This window comes from Phaeobacter sp. JH20_37 (assembly GCF_048056015.1).
Classification (GTDB): domain Bacteria; phylum Pseudomonadota; class Alphaproteobacteria; order Rhodobacterales; family Rhodobacteraceae; genus Phaeobacter; species Phaeobacter bryozoorum.
Genome location: NZ_JAYMWW010000013.1, coordinates 1,345,889 through 1,362,619, shown reverse-complemented (window position 1 = coordinate 1,362,619; position 16,731 = coordinate 1,345,889). Strand labels below are relative to the sequence as shown.

The following is a 16,731-nucleotide window of genomic DNA, read 5'->3' as shown; positions in this document are numbered from 1 at the left end:
CGCCATCGATTGTATCGTTCCCGGATCCGCCGGTCACGGTGTCGTTGCCGCCGCCTGCGATAATCTCGATCCCGCCTGCGTCGTTGGTGGCGTCCACCACATCGGCTGAATCGCCCAGGATTACGCGCTCGATTTCGGAGAAGGTGAGCGTACTGGTGCCGTCGCTGATCGTGCCCGCGCCGGTACCGGTAAAGGTTACCGTGACCGGAACGGTGACGGCCGACAGATCAAGCGTGTCGTAATCCGTGCCGGTGGTGACCCCTTCGCCGCCGATGATCGTGTCCGCGCCAAAGCCGTCCTCGACCACAAACGTGTCGGCATCGTCCCCGCCCGACAGGCTATCAGCGCCAGTACCGCCCGAAATCGTGTCCGCGCCCGCGCCGCCGTCCAGCAGGTTATTGGCGCCGTCGCCTGTCAGGCTGTCATTGGCTGTGCCGCCGAGGATGTTCTCGATCCCGCTATAGGTGTTGCCGTGCTGGTCCGTACCGGTCGTGAGATCGATGTTGAAGTTGACATAGGACGCATCAGAATTGACGATATCGTAGGTATCAATCCCGGCACCTCCGATAAAGGTATCGGCGCCGAAATTGGCCAGAAGCGTATCATTGCCGCTGCCGCCATCAATTGTGTCGTCGCCGCCGCCGCCGTCCAGCACGTCGTCGCCTGTACCGCCATCGATTGTGTCGGCCCCGGCACCGCCGCCCAGAACGTCGTTGCCGATACCGCCATCAATTGTGTCGGCGCCGGTGCCGCCGGTCACGCTGTCATCCCCAGATGAGGCATCAATCCGCATGCCGGTGCTGCCACTCGACAGGTCGATGGTGTCGTTTCCAAGGCCTGTGGAGATGAATTCAATCTCGGAGAAATTGATGGTCGAACTGCCACCGGTCACGGAACCGGCCTCGCTACTGGTTAGCGTGACGGTAAGCGGATCGTTTTCCCAGGCGCCGCCGTCCTCAAACGTCAGTCGTAGCCAGTCGCCATTCCCGTCTTCGTCCCCTTCGCCACCGATGATGCTGATCGTGCCGCCTATGCCTTCTGGTGCATAGTTATAGAAGGTATCGTCGCCGGTCCCGCCCTGTGCTGTATCGCCAGCACCTGTGACAAAGACGTCGTCGCCTGCGCCGCCAGTCATCAGGTCGGCCTCGGTTCCGCCGTAGATCGTGTCTTTGCCGTCTCCGCCGATCAGGGTATCGCTGCCGCTTCCGCCGTAGACGATATCGTTGCCCGCGCCCGCGACGATGCTGTCGTTGCCGGCTACGGCATAGATTGTATCGTCGCCCGCTCCAGCATCCACGGTATCGTCGCCGCCATAGGCGTTCATCTGGGTGCCGTCGGCATCGATATAGCTGGCGCCGATGCTGTCATTCCCTGCGGTGCCGTCGACCGTGCCGTCGATAAAGGCATCCTGTTCGAGGTCGGCAAAGGCAAAGGAGTAGTTGTCACCGATGACTGACGTGAGCTGAATGGATTCGATCGGCTTGTCGTCGAGAACGTTGTTGGCAGGGTCACCTTCTCTGTAGGGGTTAAGGAACACCCGACCTGATGTATCCTGCAGGATCAGCATCTGCGTCGTAGCCGTGGTGCCATCGGAATAGGTGACAAGGACATTGTAGTCGATGGCGCTGTCGATATCGGAGGATATTCCGCCATAGATCAGCTGATCGGCGCTTTGTCCGTTGTCGTTCTCAAGGAGCTGCCCGTCACTGTTGAGGTCGTTTACTGTGAGGCTGTCGATGTTGTCATAAAGCGGCGCGCCCGAGCTGCCGAACGTGGCGCCAACCAGGATGGAGGAGTTTTCAGATGCAAAGTTGGCTTCGTTTGGATCCAGATCGGAAAACGTTCCGAGGTAAAACGATTCAATTGTTCTAGTTACCAATTTTCACCTCGGGTTACTGTGCGATACGCAAAACGCGTTGTTTGTACCGGTGCTGGAGCCGTCCAGATCTGAGCGACTAAATTAGAAGATGGTGCTTAAAGTTCAGTTGAAACGGCCAAATCGGGCCCAAACCGCCGCTCCAAGTGGCAGGGAGTACAGCCTCCAGCGTGGATTTGGCCGCTGCCTGACAATGGTTTCCGCGGCTCCGGCAGATGTTCATCGCAAGCGGTTGCGGGCTGGGATCCGCCTTGAATCCTGCCTCAATGTCGATCTGCGACGGCGTCGCAGGCGATGTTGCGGATGCTCCTGGGCAGGGCTATCAGTTGCCTCGTGGATGCGGGGGCGAGGTGACTGTGAAGAAGAACATTCTGATTGTCGGCGGAAGCTCTGGCGTCTGTCTAGCACTGGCGCGGCACTACGTTGCCGAGGGACACCGGGTCACCATCACCGGACGGGCCGATCCGGGCTGCAGCGGCGCACGGTTTCATGCACTTTCGGTGACTGAGGATTCCAGCGATCTGATCACGGAACTGGATCGGTTGGCGCGGCAGGTCGGAGATGTGCAGACCCTGATCTATTGCGCGGGCTTTTTGCAGCAGGGGACGATTGCCTCGCTAGAGGATGCCGCGCTTGCGCAGATGACCAATGTCGGATTGCTGGGGCCTATGATGCTGATCCAGCGACTGGTCCGGCAGGCATCCGGACCGCTCAAACTGATGCTGATCACCTCAAGCTCACAGTATAAACCGCAGGCGGGAATGCCTGCCTACTGCGCGACCAAGGCCGGTCTTGGCATGTTGGGGGCGGCGCTGGTGCGCGGCGAGGGGATCGGCAAGGTGCTGGTCGTCGCTCCGTCAGCGATACATACGAATTTCTGGGACGGCACCACGGAAGACACATCGATCATGCTTGACCCCGGCTGGGTGGCCGGGCGGATTGTGGAACTGTCCAGCGGTGCCTTCAAATACAAATACGCAAAGCTCCTGCGCAGCCCGGCAAGGGTTGAGGTGGTCGATCATCTCGACAATGCTTTCCAGCCGATAAATCCCTGATGGCACCATGCTCTGATCTGGGCAGGGGTGCAGGGGTCAGGCCAGCCGCCTGAGGCAGCTGATCACATGATCGGTCTGCGCGTGGCTTTGATGCGGGCCGATGGGCAGGCTGATCACCTCCCGGGCCAGCTGCGTTGCCAGTGGCAGCATCGAATCCGTCAGACCCAAGGAAGCATAGGCCGCCTGCGCATGTGGCGGGATCGGATAATGCACCAGGGTCTGGACGCCGACATCGGCCAGATCTTTCGCCAGCCGGTCCCGGTCCGGGTGCCGCACCACAAACAGATGCCAGACGGGATCGGCCTTGGCCGCGACATTGGGCAGCGCAATGCCAAGATCGCACAATTCCGACAGGTAGCGCGCGGCGATCTGCGCCCGCCGTGCGTTCCAGTCGTCCAGCACCGCCAGCTTCACGGTCAGGAAGCTGGCCTGAACCGGATCGAGGCGGCTGTTGAACCCTGCAACCTCATTGCGGTATTTTTCGTGAGACCCGTAATTGCGCAGCAGCGATAGCCGGTCGGCCAGTGCATCGTCATTGGTGGTGACCGCGCCGCCGTCTCCCAATGCTCCGAGGTTCTTCCCCGGATAAAAACTCCAGCAGACGATATCACCGGTTCCGCCGATGGAGCGTCCGTCCCAGCGCGCGCCATGCGCCTGCGCGGCGTCCTCGATCACCTTCAGCCCCAATTCGCGGGCAACCGCCATGATCGCGGTCATGTCTGCGGGCTGGCCATATAGGTGAACGGGAATAACCGCCTTGGCGCCGGGCACCATGGCGGCGCGTATGCCGTCAGCCGTGATATTATGGGTTGCCGGATCAGGCTCCACCGGTACCGGAATCGCGCCACATTGCGATACTGCCAGCCAGGTGGCGATATAGGTGTTGGAGGGAACCAGCACCCGATCTCCCGGCCCGATTTCCAGCGCCACAAGTGCCAGGCGCAAGGCATCCAGCCCGTTCGCAACACCAAGCGCATGCGAGACGCCGCAGTAGCGGGCAAACGCCTGCTCGAACCCGGCAACATCCGGGCCGAGGATATACCAGCCGGAGCGCAGGCTCTCCAGCATCCGGGGTTCGCTGCGCTCTGCCAGCTCATCATAGGCCGCTTTCAGATCGAGAAACGGAACCTGCATCACGTTGCCCCCACGGCCTGCCGGAAGTCGGTGTAGTCGCGAATATAATCGCTTTCGTCATAAGGCGCGGATGCCATCACCATGCAGACCGCACCGGAGGAGAAGTTATCGAGATATCGCCACATCATCGGGCAGATGTAGATGCCGAAATATGAGCGGTTCAGATGAAAGCGTTTCTTGTCGAACCCGTCATCCAGAACAACGTCAAAGCTGCCGGACATCGCGATCATGAACTGGTGCAGACCCTTGTGCGCATGCGCGCCGCGATCCGATCCGCCCGGCACATCGTAGAGGTAGTAGACGCGTTTGATATCAAACGGGATGTGGTTCATCCCTTCGACAAATGTCAGGTTGCCGCGTGCGTCTTCGATCTTGGGCAGGTCAATAAATTTGCAATCGCTGAGTGGCAAATCCGTACTCCGGTCTTGTGGCAACGACCGGCTTTGGCAGCTGATCGGAGCAAACGTCGGATCTATCATCGAAAAAGAGCGATCCAGTCTGGTCTATTGGCACAGCTGTCTACCATATTGTCATCTCCGATCAATCGAATTGGCGCATGCCGCGCCTGCATTGCGGAACTTGGCCTACGTGGCTGTGACCGCCAGAAGAGCGCCGGGATCACTCGATTGCGGTGCCAGCGGGCAGGCAGTTTCATTGGCTGCGCACACGGGCAACCGCAGCTGTCGGGCATGGCTCCTTCTTGCAAACTGCAGTATTGGTGGTCTAACGGCGTCGGCGTCCAGGTGGTCAGACAGGCCTGAGACCCGCCGGGGCAACAGCAATGGATTTTCTGCGCGTGCGTGCAGGTTGGATTGGGTTGAAATGAACAGATACAGCTACTCAGTTGTGCTTCTTACCTACAATCAGCGGGACTATGTGAAAGAGGCGGTTGAGGCCGTGCTGGCACAAGACTGCGATCCTATCGAGATTCTGCTGTCGGACGATTGTTCGCAGGATGGCACCTTTGAGGCGATGGAGGCGCTGGTCGCCGATTACTCCGGGCCACATTCCGTTGTGCTCAACAAGAACCCGCAGAACCTGGGCGTCAACAAACATATCGAACGATGCTTCAACCTGAGTACAGGTGACGTCATCATTGCCGCGTCCGGCGATGATATCTCTCTTCCGGGGCGCGTGGCACGGACCATTGAAGTCTTTGAGCGTGACGATCCGCTTCTGGTCTTCTCGCACGGCCAGGTCGAGACATTGGACGGCAAACCGATGCCCAAAACCTATGCCAAGGCAACATTCTACACCCGGACCGATGCCATGTCCGCGGCCTGTTCAATGCAGTTGTTCCTTGGGGCGACCTGTGCCTGGCACAAGGATCTCTTCCGCAAGTATGGTCCGATCCAATATGCAGACTGCTACGAGGACCTTGTGCTTGGGTTCCGTGCTGCACTGGAGGGGCGCGTCGCATTCATCGACGAAGATCTTATCATCTATCGGGTCGGTATGGGGCAGACCAGCACGCAGCAATCCATCACAGATGCCGAGGCTTTTCGCAAAAAACGTCTGGCAGAGGTCGGCCGCGAGGTTTCGCTTTTGCGCCAGCGCCTGTCCGATGCGCAGGTTTTCGGTCTGACCGAAGGTGACCCGATTCTCGAGGCCATCCGCAGCCGACTTGAGGAACGGCAACTGCGCCGCACCTATCTGAAGGGCGGGCTGCGGAAACTGGACAAATCGGCCTTGAAGCATCCCTGGTCGGTGCTGGGCTTCATTTTATCCGAGCGGCGGCGTCGCAAGAAGGCGCTCAAGACGTCTTAAGGGAGATTGCGGCGGCTCCGGGCGCTTAGCCGAAATCCTCCAATCGTTGCAGCAGCGTTTCGCAGGAGCCGGTGATGTGGTCACGTGTGAGCGCGGCTGCAAGGTCAGCGTCGCCTGCAACACAGGCCTCCCAGATAGCGATGTGCTCACGATTGGCCCGTTCGTTGCCATTGGTCAGCACCAGCTGCGCCCTCAGGTAGCTGTCAACGCGGTCCATCGCATTGTCGATCACATCCATGTGGTATTGCAACCCGCTCTCTCGATAGAGTGTGGAGTGGAAATCCCGGTTCAACTCGCCCCAGGTCATCGGATCTTCCGACTGCGAGAACGCTTCCAGGCAGGCCTTGGCATTGGCCAGCGCCAAAGGCGACATCCGCGGGACAGCACGGCGGATCACCTCCGATTCCAGAACCGCTCGGAAATCGAAAATCTCCTTGGCTTCCTGCGCCGACAGGCCTGAGACGACAGCGCCCTTGTAGCGCTGGGTTTTGACCAGGCCCTGTTCCTCAAGTCTGGAAATCGCTTCGCGCACGGGGATTCGGCTGGTGTTGAACATCTGGGCAATCTCATCCTGCCGCAGCGGCTCACCTTCCTTCAGGTCTCCTTCGATAATCGCCTTGCGCAGGGCGTCAAAGACGATCGTCGAGGCAGACGCGGTCTTGGATATATCAACGGATTTCAACTTCATATCTTCGCTCCTTGTCCGGTTTATACCCTTGATCGTCATTGCGGGGAAAGTGCAGATAAATATCATATTGAATATTGGATCCAATATGTATTATGCAATAAAGCATAGCGCCGAGAGCCAGCACCCTCGGGTTCATATCCATTGAAGAGGATCCAACAATGACACACCCCGTATTCTCCGGCTGTATCCCGGCCCTGATGACCCCCTGCACCGCCGACCGCCGACCGGACTTCGATGCGCTGGTCAAAAAGGGGCAGGAGCTGATTTCGAAGGGCATGTCGGCGGTGGTCTATTGCGGATCGATGGGAGACTGGCCACTGATCAGCGATGCCGAGCGGATGGAAGGCGTTGCCCGATTGGTTGCCGCTGGCGTGCCGACTATCGTCGGTACTGGCGCTGTCAATACGGCGCAGGCCGCTGCCCATGCCGCTCATGCCGCCGAGGTCGGGGCCGCCGGTCTGATGGTGATACCGCGCGTTCTGTCGCGCGGCAGTTCCGTGGCCGCGCAGCGCGACCATTTCGCGGCCGTGCTCTCTGCCGCACCCACGCTGCCTGCGGTGATCTACAACAGCCCCTATTATGGGTTCGCTACGCGCGCTGATCTGTTCTTTGACCTGCGTCGTGACCATCCGAACCTGATCGGATTCAAGGAATTCGGCGGCGCTGAGGACCTGCGGTATGCAGCCGAGAACATCACCTCGCAGGACAGCAGCGTTACCCTGATGATCGGCGTCGATACCACCGTGTTCCACGGCTATGTGAACTGTGGGGCCGGGGGCGCGATCACCGGAATCGGCAATGCGCTGCCTGCTGAGGTGCTGCATCTTGTTTCGCTTTGCCAGTTGGCGGCCAAGGGTAATGCAACAGCCCGTCGGCAGGCGCTTGAACTGGAAGCTGCACTGGCGGTGCTGTCCTCCTTCGACGAAGGTGCGGATCTGGTTCTCTACTACAAGCACCTGATGGTGCTGAACGGCGACAGCGAATACCAGCTGCATTTCAACGAAAGCGACCGGCTCAGCGCCAGCCAGAAAGCCTATGTCGAAGCGCAATATGACCTCTTCCGCAGCTGGTACGCCGACTGGAGCCAGCAACCCGATGTTGCGGCGCTATGCGGGTAATCGACAGCCATACCGCTGGAGAGCCGACCCGTCTGATCCTCTCGGGCGGGCCGGACCTTGGCAGTGGATCACTGGCGGAGCGGGCCGAGCGCCTGTTCCGCGAGCATCGGAGCTTTTGCACATCGGTACTGTCGGAGCCACGTGGTCACGACGCCATCGTTGGTGCCCTGCTGGTGCCGCCGACAGATCCCGGCTGCGCCGTCGGTGTCATCTATTTCAACCCGGTCGGGCCCTTGGGCATGTGTGGCCATGCCACCATAGGAACCGCAGTGAGCCTGCATCATCTCGGGCGCCTTGATCTGGGCCGACATCATATCGAAACGCCGGTTGGGACCGTCGGCGTCCATTTGCAGTCCGCCAATCGCGCCGCTGTCGAAAATGTCGAGAGCTACCGCTATCGCGCCAACGTCGTGGTCGAGGTGCCAGATCAAGGCCCCGTCACGGGCGATATCGCCTGGGGTGGAAACTGGTTCTTCCTGACCTCCGATGCACCGGCACCGCTCACTTTGGCCCATATCGACCAGCTGACCGCGCGGGCCGTTGCCTTGCGGCTTGCCTTGGCCGAGCAGGGGATCACCGGGCGCGACGGCGCCATGATCGACCACGTCGAGTATGTCGCGCCACCGCTGACCTCCGAAGGGCATGCACGCAACTTCGTGCTTTGCCCGGGAACAGCCTATGACCGCTCGCCCTGTGGCACCGGTTCGGCGGCGAAACTGGCCTGCCTTGCTGCTGATGGCGATCTTGCGCCCGGCGTGACCTGGATTCAGGAAAGCGTGATCGGCAGCACCTATTCGCTGCAATACCGCAGAGGCTCCAGCGGCGGAGTGATTGCGACCATAACCGGCACGGCCTTTGTGACCGGAGACACAGTTTTGAACTTTGATCCCGCAGACCCCTATCGGGCGGGGATCACCACCCAAGAGGTATTTTGATGGACTATCGCAACCTGATCGCCGGCGACTGGTCGGAGACCGCCGCCGCCAGCGCCAATATCAACCCGTCCGACACGCAGGACATGTTGGGCTACGCCGCCAACAGCCAGGCCGAAGACATGGATCGCGCCATTGCCGCGGCGAAGGCCGCCGCCCCGAGCTGGGCCGCCAGCACGCCGCAACAGCGATTTGATGTATTGGACGCCATCGGCACCGAAATCCTGGCCCGCAAGGCCGAACTGGGTCGGCTGCTGTCGCGCGAAGAAGGCAAGACGCTGCCCGAAGGCATCGGCGAGGCGGCGCGGGCCGGGCAGATTTTCAAGTTCTTCGCGGGTGAAACCCTGCGCCAGGCGGGTGAGATACTTGCCTCGGTTCGCCCCGGCGTCGGTGTCGAAGTGACCCGCTCTCCGGTCGGGGTTGTCGGCCTCATCACGCCCTGGAACTTCCCCATCGCCATCCCGGCCTGGAAAGTCGCCCCGGCACTGGCCTTTGGCAATGCGGTTGTTCTGAAACCGGCCGAGCTGACACCGGGTTGCGCCCATGCGCTGGCCGAGATCATCAGCCGCTCCGGTTTGCCCGATGGTGTCTTCAACATTGTCTTTGGCACCGGCAGCACCGTTGGTCAGCGGCTTGTGGACAGCCGTGATGTTGATGCTGTCTCCTTTACCGGTTCGGTCGAGACCGGCAGCGCCATCGCGGCTGCCTGCGGCGCGCAGCGCAAGAAGCTGCAGCTGGAAATGGGTGGCAAAAACCCAATGGTGGTGCTGGATGATGCCGATCTGGAGACCGCGGTCGAGGCCAGCCTCAATGGCGCGTTCTTCTCCACCGGTCAGCGCTGCACGGCCTCTTCGCGGCTGATCGTGACCGAAGGCATCCACGACCGTTTTGTCGCGGCTCTGGGCCAGCGGATGACAGATCTTCGGGTCGGCAATGCGCTGGATCAGGAGACCCAGATTGGTCCGGTTGTGGATGAGCGGCAGCTGGAGAAGGATCTCTACTATATAGATGTCGCCGCCAGCGAAGGCGGGCGGGTGCTCGGAGGCCAGACGCTTCAGCGCAGCACCAAGGGATTTTATCTTTCGCCTGCTCTGGTGACCGAGACCTCCAACGAGATGCGCATCAATCAGGAAGAAGTCTTTGGCCCGCTGGCATCGGTTATTCGCGTTGCCGACTATGACGAGGCGCTGATGGTTGCCAATGACACACCGTTTGGTCTCAGCGCAGGGATTTGCACCGGATCGCTTAAATATGCGACGCATTTCAAGGCCAATCTCGAGGCCGGCATGGCGATGGTGAATCTTCCGACCGCCGGGGTGGATTATCACGTTCCATTTGGCGGCACCAAAGGGTCCAGTTTTGGCGCCCGCGAGCAGGGCAGCCATGCGAAAGACTTTTATACAAAAGTCAAAACTGCCTATACCTTGGCGTAACGCCGGTTAGCAGGTGGCGGGGCGGGGGCCTCGCCACAGTCACGAATGGGGGGCAGATGACAAAGACGGTTGTGGTTATCGGTGCAGGTGTCGTGGGTGTCAGCACGGCTCTGCGGTTGCAAAGCGAGCTTGCAGCCAGCGGCGGGCAGGTTGTCCTGCTGGATCGCAAGGGCGTGGCCGAGGAAACCTCCGCTGGCAACGCCGGGGCCTTTGCCTTCACCGATGTTGAGCCGCTTGCGACGCCCGGCATCATGAAAAAGGCGCCGGGCTGGCTCCTTGATCCGCTTGGCCCGCTGTCTGTGCCGCCTGCCTACGCGCTGCAGCTGACGCCCTGGTTGATCCGCTTCTGGCGGGCCAGCTGGCGGGATCGTTATCAGGCCGTGGTAAAGGCCCAGGCCGCTCTGATGCACCTTGCCAAGGCCGCGACGGAACGCCAGATCTCCGATACCGGCGGCGAAGCGATGATCCAGCGCGAAGGCGCCCTGCAGCTATATGAATCCGAGGCCGAGTTCGCTGCCAGCCAATACGGCTGGCAGCTGCGCCGTGATCACGGCATCCGGTTTTCTCTGCTCCACAGCCCGGATGAAATCGCCGAGATCCAACCCGGTCTCAGCTCCCGGTTTACCCATGCAGGGTTTACGCCCGACTGGATGAACACCTGCGACCCCAAGGCCTGGGTTGAGCATCTGTTTCAGGCCTTCACAGCGCGCGGTGGCCAGTTTCGCAAGGGCGATGTGCGCGATCTGGAGACCGGCGACGATGGCATTCGCATCATGACCGAGGGCGAGCCGCTCTTGGCAGATCATGTCGTGATAGCCGCCGGTGCCTGGTCACATCACCTGGCACGCAGGCTGGGGGACCGGCTGCCGCTGGAAACCGAGCGCGGCTATAATACGACCCTGCCGGCGGGGTGTTTTGATCTGCGCACGCATATTACCTTCAGCCGACATGGCTTTGTGGTGAGCCGGATTCGCGGGGGAGTCCGTGTTGGCGGCGCGGTCGAACTGGGCGGGCTGAAACTGCCTGCGAACTTTAAACGCGCGGACACGCTCCTGGCAAAGGCCGCGCAGTTCATGCCCGAACTGGACACGGCCAATGGCACCCAGTGGATGGGTTATCGCCCCTCATTGCCCGATAGCCTGCCAGTGATCGGTACCGCCACCCGTGACTCGCGCGTGATCTATGCCTTTGGCCATGGCCATGTCGGCCTGACACAATCGGCGGCCACGGCCGAGCTAGTCGCGGATCTGGTCGAGGCGCGTCGGCCCGCCATCGACCTCTCTGCCTTTGCAGCGGATCGCTTCTGACACAACCGTCTGCATCTATTGTCATTTTCGCCGTGCCGAAAGGCGCGGCATTGTTTTTTCCACAGTTGTTCGCAAACCGAACGTGAACGAAATAGAAGGAATTGTCTGGCTATCTCTTAGGCTATTCGGTCGCCTTGCGACAGAATCGGCACTTTTAAGAGGAGACATGCGCGTCATGCCCAAGGCCCCGAAACTCTCGCTCAAGCTGAAATTGCCCCTGATTATGGTGGCCTTGACGGCAACGTTTCTGGTGACAGTCTCATTCCTCGTCTATTCGATGGCGGAGAAGAGCATTCGCGATTTCGTTTATGCGTCGAAAGCGACCACCGCCCGTTCCGGTGAGCAGGCGTTGAGCTTCATGATGGAGGCCGCGCGCCGCGACTTGTCGATCAACGCGTCGCAGCCAACGGTATTCCGGGCCATCAGCAACTTCGACCGCGTCTACACGATGATCGAAGAAGAGCCGGTTGGGTTCCTGCGGCGTCACTACATCGAGGAAAACCCCAACGCGGCGAACGAGCGTCATCTGCTGAGCGATCCGGGCGATGGCTCCTATTACAGCCAGTCCCATGCGACCTATCACCCGACTTTCCTGCAGTCGCTGGAGGTCAACGGCTATGAGGATCTCTATCTTCTGAACGCATCGGGCCAGCTGTTGTATTCGGTAAAGAAACGCGAAGACTTCATTCAGCAATTCGGTTCGGGCGAGAATGCCGAAAGCGGCCTAGGCAAAGTGTTCAGCGCAGCGCTCAACGCCGAGGAAGGTCAGGTTGTGACCGCTGATTTTGCGACCTATGCGCCGGGCGGCGGCGGTGCAGGTGCCTTTATGGCGGTGCCGGTATTCAACAAGAAAAAAGAAGTCATCGGCGTGATGGCGGTTCAGATTTCAAGCGCTGCGGTCGTGGCCGCGCTGACATCCAACATGGACGTCGACGGACATCAGAACATCTTCCTGGTTGGCAGCGACGGCACCGCACGCAGTACTTCGGTGATCGAAGAGGAGTTTGCCATTGGCGATGCCCTGCCGGAGAACGCCGTAACCAAGGCGGCCGCGGCGGGCGATAGCGGTCTGTTTGAGAGCGCCACATCCATCTCTGGTAAACCCATCATTGCCATGGTGCGGCCATTGGACATTGCGGGCTTTGACTGGTCTTTGGTGCTACAGACCGAAGAACAGGCAGCTTTTGCAAAGGTTCGCGACATCCGGCTTGTGGCGATGCTGATGATCGGGGTTTCGGTCCTGATTGCTATCGTGGTGTCTTTCGTCGCGGCACGCCATGTCACCCGCCCGATTCTGGCGCTGCGCGAGGCTACGAATGCGCTGGCTGCCGAAGATTACGCAAGTGAAATCAGCGGCCGTGGCCGTGGTGATGAGCTGGGCGATCTGGCCCGGAGTCTGGATATGTTCCGCGACAAGCTGCTGATCGCGGATGAGGCCGCCGAGCGCGAAGAAGAAGCCGCAAAACAGACCGCTGCGGTTGTCGAGGAGATGAGCGGCGCCCTGGCCGAGTTGCAGCGCGGCAACCTGGCCTGCGACATCCAACAACCTTTTGCGGAGCACTACGAAACGCTGCGCGAGAATTTCAATCGCAGCCTAGTCAACCTGCGCGATTCACTGTCTGAGGTGGTGGATGCGGCTCATAACGTCGACAAGTTTTCCGAAGAGCAGCGTGCCTCCGCCGAGGAAATGGCGCATCGGACCGAAGCGCAGGCCGGCACTTTGGAGGAAACCGCAGCAGCGCTGCAGGACCTGACCAATAGCATTCGAGAGACCGCCGACCGGGCCGGGCAGGTCGATGAGACCATGCGCGGTACACGCGACGAGGCCGAACACAGCAACCATATCGTGACGTCTGCGGTCCAGGCGATGGACCAGATTCAGGATGCCTCCGAGCAGATTTCGCAGATTATCAACATGATTGACGATATCGCCTTCCAGACCAATCTTCTGGCACTGAACGCAGGCGTCGAGGCGGCACGGGCCGGTGAGGCCGGTGCTGGTTTTGCAGTTGTCGCCTCTGAGGTGCGTGCCCTCGCGATGCGGGCCTCCAAAGCTGCTGGGCAGATCAAGGGGCTGACGTCGGCAAGCGAGGAACATGTGGCAAACGGGGTGGCCATGGTGGGGCGTGCGGGGGATGCGCTCAGCGGGATCATCGAAAAGGTCACGAATGTATCCGACCTCATCACTGAAATCGCAGATGGCGTGCAGAAACAATCCAAAGGGTTGGAGAACATCAACGGCGCTATGGGGCGTCTGGATGGCACCACTCAGCAAAACGCCGCAATGTCCGAGGAAGCCTCTGCCGCCAGCCAGCTGCTGCAACATGAAGCACAGGCGCTGACCGGCGTGGTTTCGCGGTTCCAGCTCGGCAATGGCGCAGCCAGCGCAGGCTCAGGTGACTGGGCGGCGGATGGGGCTGCTGGCGCACACTCAGCCTACGGCTGACCGCATCAAGACATGAGACAGAATCGCCCGGTCTGATTTTCAGATCGGGCGATTTTTTGTGATCGGGTGTTTGTTTTTCCGGGATCGACACCGCAGCTGCGCAAACTCATCGGTACGCCCTAGAGGATGTCTCGATCAGCAGAAATGGATGCAGTTCTGACAGCCGTCGCAGGTCGTGAACCACCGAACAGGGTTATTTGGTGAGCGTCATGAACCCACCCTGCAAGGCGGTGACAGCCGTCTGATTGGTATCGGTCACAGCGTTGCGGTGGGCCATCCGCTCGAGATTGACGATGGTCGACAACATGATCCGGTCATGGCTCCAGTCGCCGGGCCGCTGCATCAGGAGCGCGGTGGCAATCACCCCGGTCGCCAGCATCGTCGAAACCAGCATCCAGCCAAACATATGGGGATCTTGGGGCTGCTGCGCTGCGGTGACCACATCAATGCGCCGGGCCAGCGTGGCCCCACGGCGCAGTTCGCGCCGATCTACCAATGCGACCGAGGGGCTGCGCTGCACGAAGCGGATCGGATCCCGCGCCGCTAGGGTGCAGGCCCGGATCAGACATTCGCAATAGGCGCGGATATCCCGCTGCCCGCGCGTCATCAGCGCCTGGTCACAGGCAAATTCCCGCAGCATCTGCACTTCACGACGCCAGAGGTGATAGGCGGGGTTCCAGAACAGGAAGGGGCGCAGTGCCTCCAGCAGGAATTCGCATTCCACATCCCACTGGCGGAAATGCTGCAATTCATGGGCAACGCTCAACCGCAGATCCGATGGGTTTGTGACCAGCGCGGAGGGCAGCACAACATAGCGGGTAAACAGGCCGCGCGTGGAGAAGGCGACTGTGCTCCGGTCGCTGATGCGGATTTCGATACGGCCAAGACGCTTCCAGATATAGGCCTGTCGCAATCCCGCTCGCAGCCGCAGCACGGCCAAGCCCAGCTGCGCGAGGGAAAGGAGGGCACCGACAATGAGCGCGGCAATGGCAAGCTGCGCCCAGAGGCTGGTCTGCGCCATCAACGCCCTCACCAGATCTTCGCGCAGGCCAAGGATGCTCTCAAACCGTGTGGCGCTCATGTTGACATTGCCCTGCAGATACTGCGCCACCAGCATGTCCGACAGGGTGGGCGGCTGGGAGACGACATAGGTGGTCAGAGCAACCACCAGTATCGGTGACACCGTCAGCAAAAGCGTCATGCCGTTCAGCAGCCTGAGCTGTGGGCGAAACGCCGGGCCCAGCCGACTGCGTGCCAGCATCGCCCGCAGCGCCAGCCAAAGAACGGTGCCAGCAAGGAGCAGTAAATTCAGGTCAATATAGGCGTTCAGAAAACTCTCAGCGTTCATCGTCCCCCAACCTTTCATTCAGCAAGGCCCGTATCTCCACGAGCATCTCGTCGGTGACATCCTCGTCATCCACCAGGCGGGCGACGAGGGCCGCCGGGGCGCCGTTGAAGAGCTTGCTCGAAAGGTTCTTGAGAGTGGTTTTCTGATAATCCGCCTTGGGCACCGCAGGACGGTAGACCAAGGATCTGTCAGCTCGTTCGCTGCTCAGAAACCCTTTTTGTTCCATAATCTTCAGCACAGTCGCGACCGATGTGTAGGCCCGTTCCTGGCTTTTGTTCAGTTCGGCCAGGATATCGCGCACCGTGCCGCCGCCGGTTTCCCAGACAACAGTCATGAATTCGAGTTCAACCTCTGTCAAAAGCGGGTTGTCCTGTTTCTTTCGCATCATGTCTGTCCGGTTGTCCTGGGCTTTGATCATGCTAGGGGATTGGGGGGAGGTTTGAAAACTACTTTTTTAAGAGAGTGGTCCCGAGACCGCGAAAAACACGGTGATGGTCTTGCGACAAAGGGCCCGCCAAGGGGCCCTTTGCCAATGAACTGCGGTCAGACCTTCCAGAAGGTGAAGACAAACCAGCCGATCGAGAGCCCCAGCGGCCACCACAGCGGCATCCCCACCAGACCCAGCCAGGCCAGGAAGATGTAGGAGGTGCCCAGCAGGCTGATGAACAGCCGGTCGCCACGGGTTGTCACCAGCCCCAGCGCGCCTTTGCGGGTGTCGCCTCCGGGTTGACGGATTTCCAGAACGATCATCAGGCCGATGGCCGAAAAGATCCCGATGAACACAAGGGCGGTGGGCCAGGTCCAGGCCATCCAACTCAGCATTATACCCTCCCCATCGCAAAGCCTTTTGCGATGTAGTTGCGGACGAAATAGATCACGATCGCGCCCGGAATGATTGTCAATGTGCCCGCAGCCGCCAGCAGGCCCAGCTCATACCCGGCACTTGAGGCGGTTTTGGTCATGGTGGCCGCGATGGGTTTTGCGGCAACGGCGGTCAATGTCTTGGCCAGCAGCAGTTCCACCCAAGAGAACATGAAGCAGAAGAAAGCCGCCACGCCGACGCCTGCCTTGATCGACGGGATGAAGATCGTGGCAAAGAAGCGGGGGAAGGAATAGCCGTCCACATAGGCGGTTTCATCCAGCTCTTTGGGGATGCCGCCCATGAACCCTTCAAGGATCCAGACCGCCAGTGGAATGTTGAACAGGCAGTGCGCCAGAGCCACCGCGAGATGGGTGTCGAACAGGCCGACAGCGGAATAAAGCTGGAAGAACGGCAGCGCAAACACCGCGGCCGGCGCCATCCGGTTGGTCAGCAGCCAGAAAAACAGCTGCTTGTCGCCAAGAAAGCGGTAGCGCGAGAACGCATAGGCCGCAGGCAGGGCAACAGCGACGGAGATCACCGTATTGATCGACACATAGATGATCGAGTTGATGTAGCCCCAGTACCAGCTCGGATCGGTAAAGATCGTTGCATAGTTCTCAAGCGTAAAGGTTTGCGGGAACAGCGAGAACCCGGACAGGATTTCATTCGTCGTCTTGAAGCTCATCGCCACCAGCCAATAGATCGGCAGCATGAGGAACAGGATGTAGACGATGGGGACGATGGTACGTTTTTGCATCGTATCAG

The 16,731-nt window shown here is 60.1% G+C and carries 15 protein-coding genes; 7 read left to right on the top strand and 8 right to left on the bottom strand.

Annotated elements, in window-relative coordinates; all coding sequences use genetic code 11:
- Positions 1-1,879: calcium-binding protein (locus VWZ87_RS11310; protein WP_416535558.1), on the bottom strand; the 1,879-nt coding region annotated here is incomplete at its 3' end.
- Positions 1,880-2,127: 248 nt separating this feature from the next.
- Between VWZ87_RS11310 and VWZ87_RS11305 the strand changes: the two genes are divergently transcribed.
- Positions 2,128-2,931, top strand: a complete 804-nt coding sequence (locus VWZ87_RS11305; protein WP_416535557.1) for an SDR family NAD(P)-dependent oxidoreductase — start codon at positions 2,128-2,130, stop codon at positions 2,929-2,931.
- A 36-nt stretch (positions 2,932-2,967) separates the two neighbouring features.
- Here the strand turns inward: VWZ87_RS11305 and VWZ87_RS11300 are convergent, their stop codons facing one another.
- Together VWZ87_RS11300 and VWZ87_RS11295 are read right to left on the bottom strand one after the other, a co-directional pair.
- Positions 2,968-4,065, bottom strand: coding sequence for a DegT/DnrJ/EryC1/StrS family aminotransferase (locus VWZ87_RS11300; RefSeq protein ID WP_340544480.1), 1,098 nt, complete (start codon positions 4,063-4,065; stop codon positions 2,968-2,970).
- Positions 4,065-4,475, bottom strand: a complete 411-nt coding sequence (locus tag VWZ87_RS11295) for a sugar 3,4-ketoisomerase (protein WP_416535556.1) — start codon at positions 4,473-4,475, stop codon at positions 4,065-4,067. Before VWZ87_RS11295 ends, VWZ87_RS11300 begins: the two co-directional genes overlap by 1 nt.
- 412 nt (positions 4,476-4,887) lie before the next feature.
- Between VWZ87_RS11295 and VWZ87_RS11290 the strand changes: the two genes are divergently transcribed.
- A complete protein-coding gene (locus VWZ87_RS11290; RefSeq protein ID WP_340544482.1) occupies positions 4,888-5,832 on the top strand; it encodes a glycosyltransferase in 945 nt (314 codons plus the stop codon).
- A gap of 25 nt (positions 5,833-5,857) precedes the next feature.
- Here VWZ87_RS11290 and VWZ87_RS11285 read toward each other — a convergent pair whose 3' ends face one another.
- Positions 5,858-6,520: a GntR family transcriptional regulator gene (locus VWZ87_RS11285; RefSeq protein ID WP_340544483.1), complete on the bottom strand. Its 663-nt coding sequence runs from the start codon at positions 6,518-6,520 to the stop codon at positions 5,858-5,860.
- A 158-nt stretch (positions 6,521-6,678) separates the two neighbouring features.
- Between VWZ87_RS11285 and VWZ87_RS11280 the strand changes: the two genes are divergently transcribed.
- The 5 genes from VWZ87_RS11280 (at position 6,679) to VWZ87_RS11260 (ending at position 13,756) form a co-directional block, all read left to right on the top strand.
- Positions 6,679-7,638: a dihydrodipicolinate synthase family protein gene (locus tag VWZ87_RS11280; RefSeq protein ID WP_340544485.1), complete on the top strand. Its 960-nt coding sequence runs from the start codon at positions 6,679-6,681 to the stop codon at positions 7,636-7,638.
- Entirely contained in the window at positions 7,629-8,573 is a 945-nt protein-coding gene (locus tag VWZ87_RS11275) for a proline racemase family protein (RefSeq protein ID WP_416535555.1), read from the top strand. Before VWZ87_RS11280 ends, VWZ87_RS11275 begins: the two co-directional genes overlap by 10 nt.
- Complete coding sequence (locus VWZ87_RS11270) at positions 8,573-10,003, top strand: aldehyde dehydrogenase family protein (RefSeq protein ID WP_416535554.1); 1,431 nt, start codon at positions 8,573-8,575, stop codon at positions 10,001-10,003. The genes VWZ87_RS11275 and VWZ87_RS11270 overlap by 1 nt, the downstream gene beginning before the upstream one ends.
- Before the next feature lie 56 nt (positions 10,004-10,059).
- Positions 10,060-11,310, top strand: coding sequence for an NAD(P)/FAD-dependent oxidoreductase (locus VWZ87_RS11265; RefSeq protein WP_416535553.1), 1,251 nt, complete (start codon positions 10,060-10,062; stop codon positions 11,308-11,310).
- Positions 11,311-11,476: 166 nt separating this feature from the next.
- Positions 11,477-13,756 carry a methyl-accepting chemotaxis protein gene (locus tag VWZ87_RS11260; protein WP_416535552.1) on the top strand — a complete coding sequence of 760 codons (2,280 nt, stop codon included), beginning with the start codon at positions 11,477-11,479 and terminating at the stop codon, positions 13,754-13,756.
- Between the two features lie 193 nt (positions 13,757-13,949).
- Here the strand turns inward: VWZ87_RS11260 and VWZ87_RS11255 are convergent, their stop codons facing one another.
- The 4 genes from VWZ87_RS11255 to VWZ87_RS11240 form a co-directional block, all read right to left on the bottom strand.
- On the bottom strand, positions 13,950-15,104 hold the full coding sequence (locus VWZ87_RS11255) for a M56 family metallopeptidase (protein ID WP_416536907.1): 1,155 nt from the start codon (positions 15,102-15,104) through the stop codon (positions 13,950-13,952).
- A complete protein-coding gene (locus tag VWZ87_RS11250; protein WP_340544494.1) occupies positions 15,094-15,489 on the bottom strand; it encodes a BlaI/MecI/CopY family transcriptional regulator in 396 nt (131 codons plus the stop codon). The genes VWZ87_RS11255 and VWZ87_RS11250 overlap by 11 nt, the downstream gene beginning before the upstream one ends.
- A 158-nt stretch (positions 15,490-15,647) precedes the next feature.
- Entirely contained in the window at positions 15,648-15,926 is a 279-nt protein-coding gene (locus VWZ87_RS11245) for a DUF2160 domain-containing protein (RefSeq protein WP_340544496.1), read from the bottom strand.
- The gene (locus tag VWZ87_RS11240; RefSeq protein WP_008561997.1) at positions 15,926-16,723 is read right to left on the bottom strand and encodes a carbohydrate ABC transporter permease; all 798 of its coding nucleotides are present in this window, start codon (positions 16,721-16,723) and stop codon (positions 15,926-15,928) included. Before VWZ87_RS11240 ends, VWZ87_RS11245 begins: the two co-directional genes overlap by 1 nt.
- Positions 16,724-16,731 lie beyond the last annotated feature (8 nt).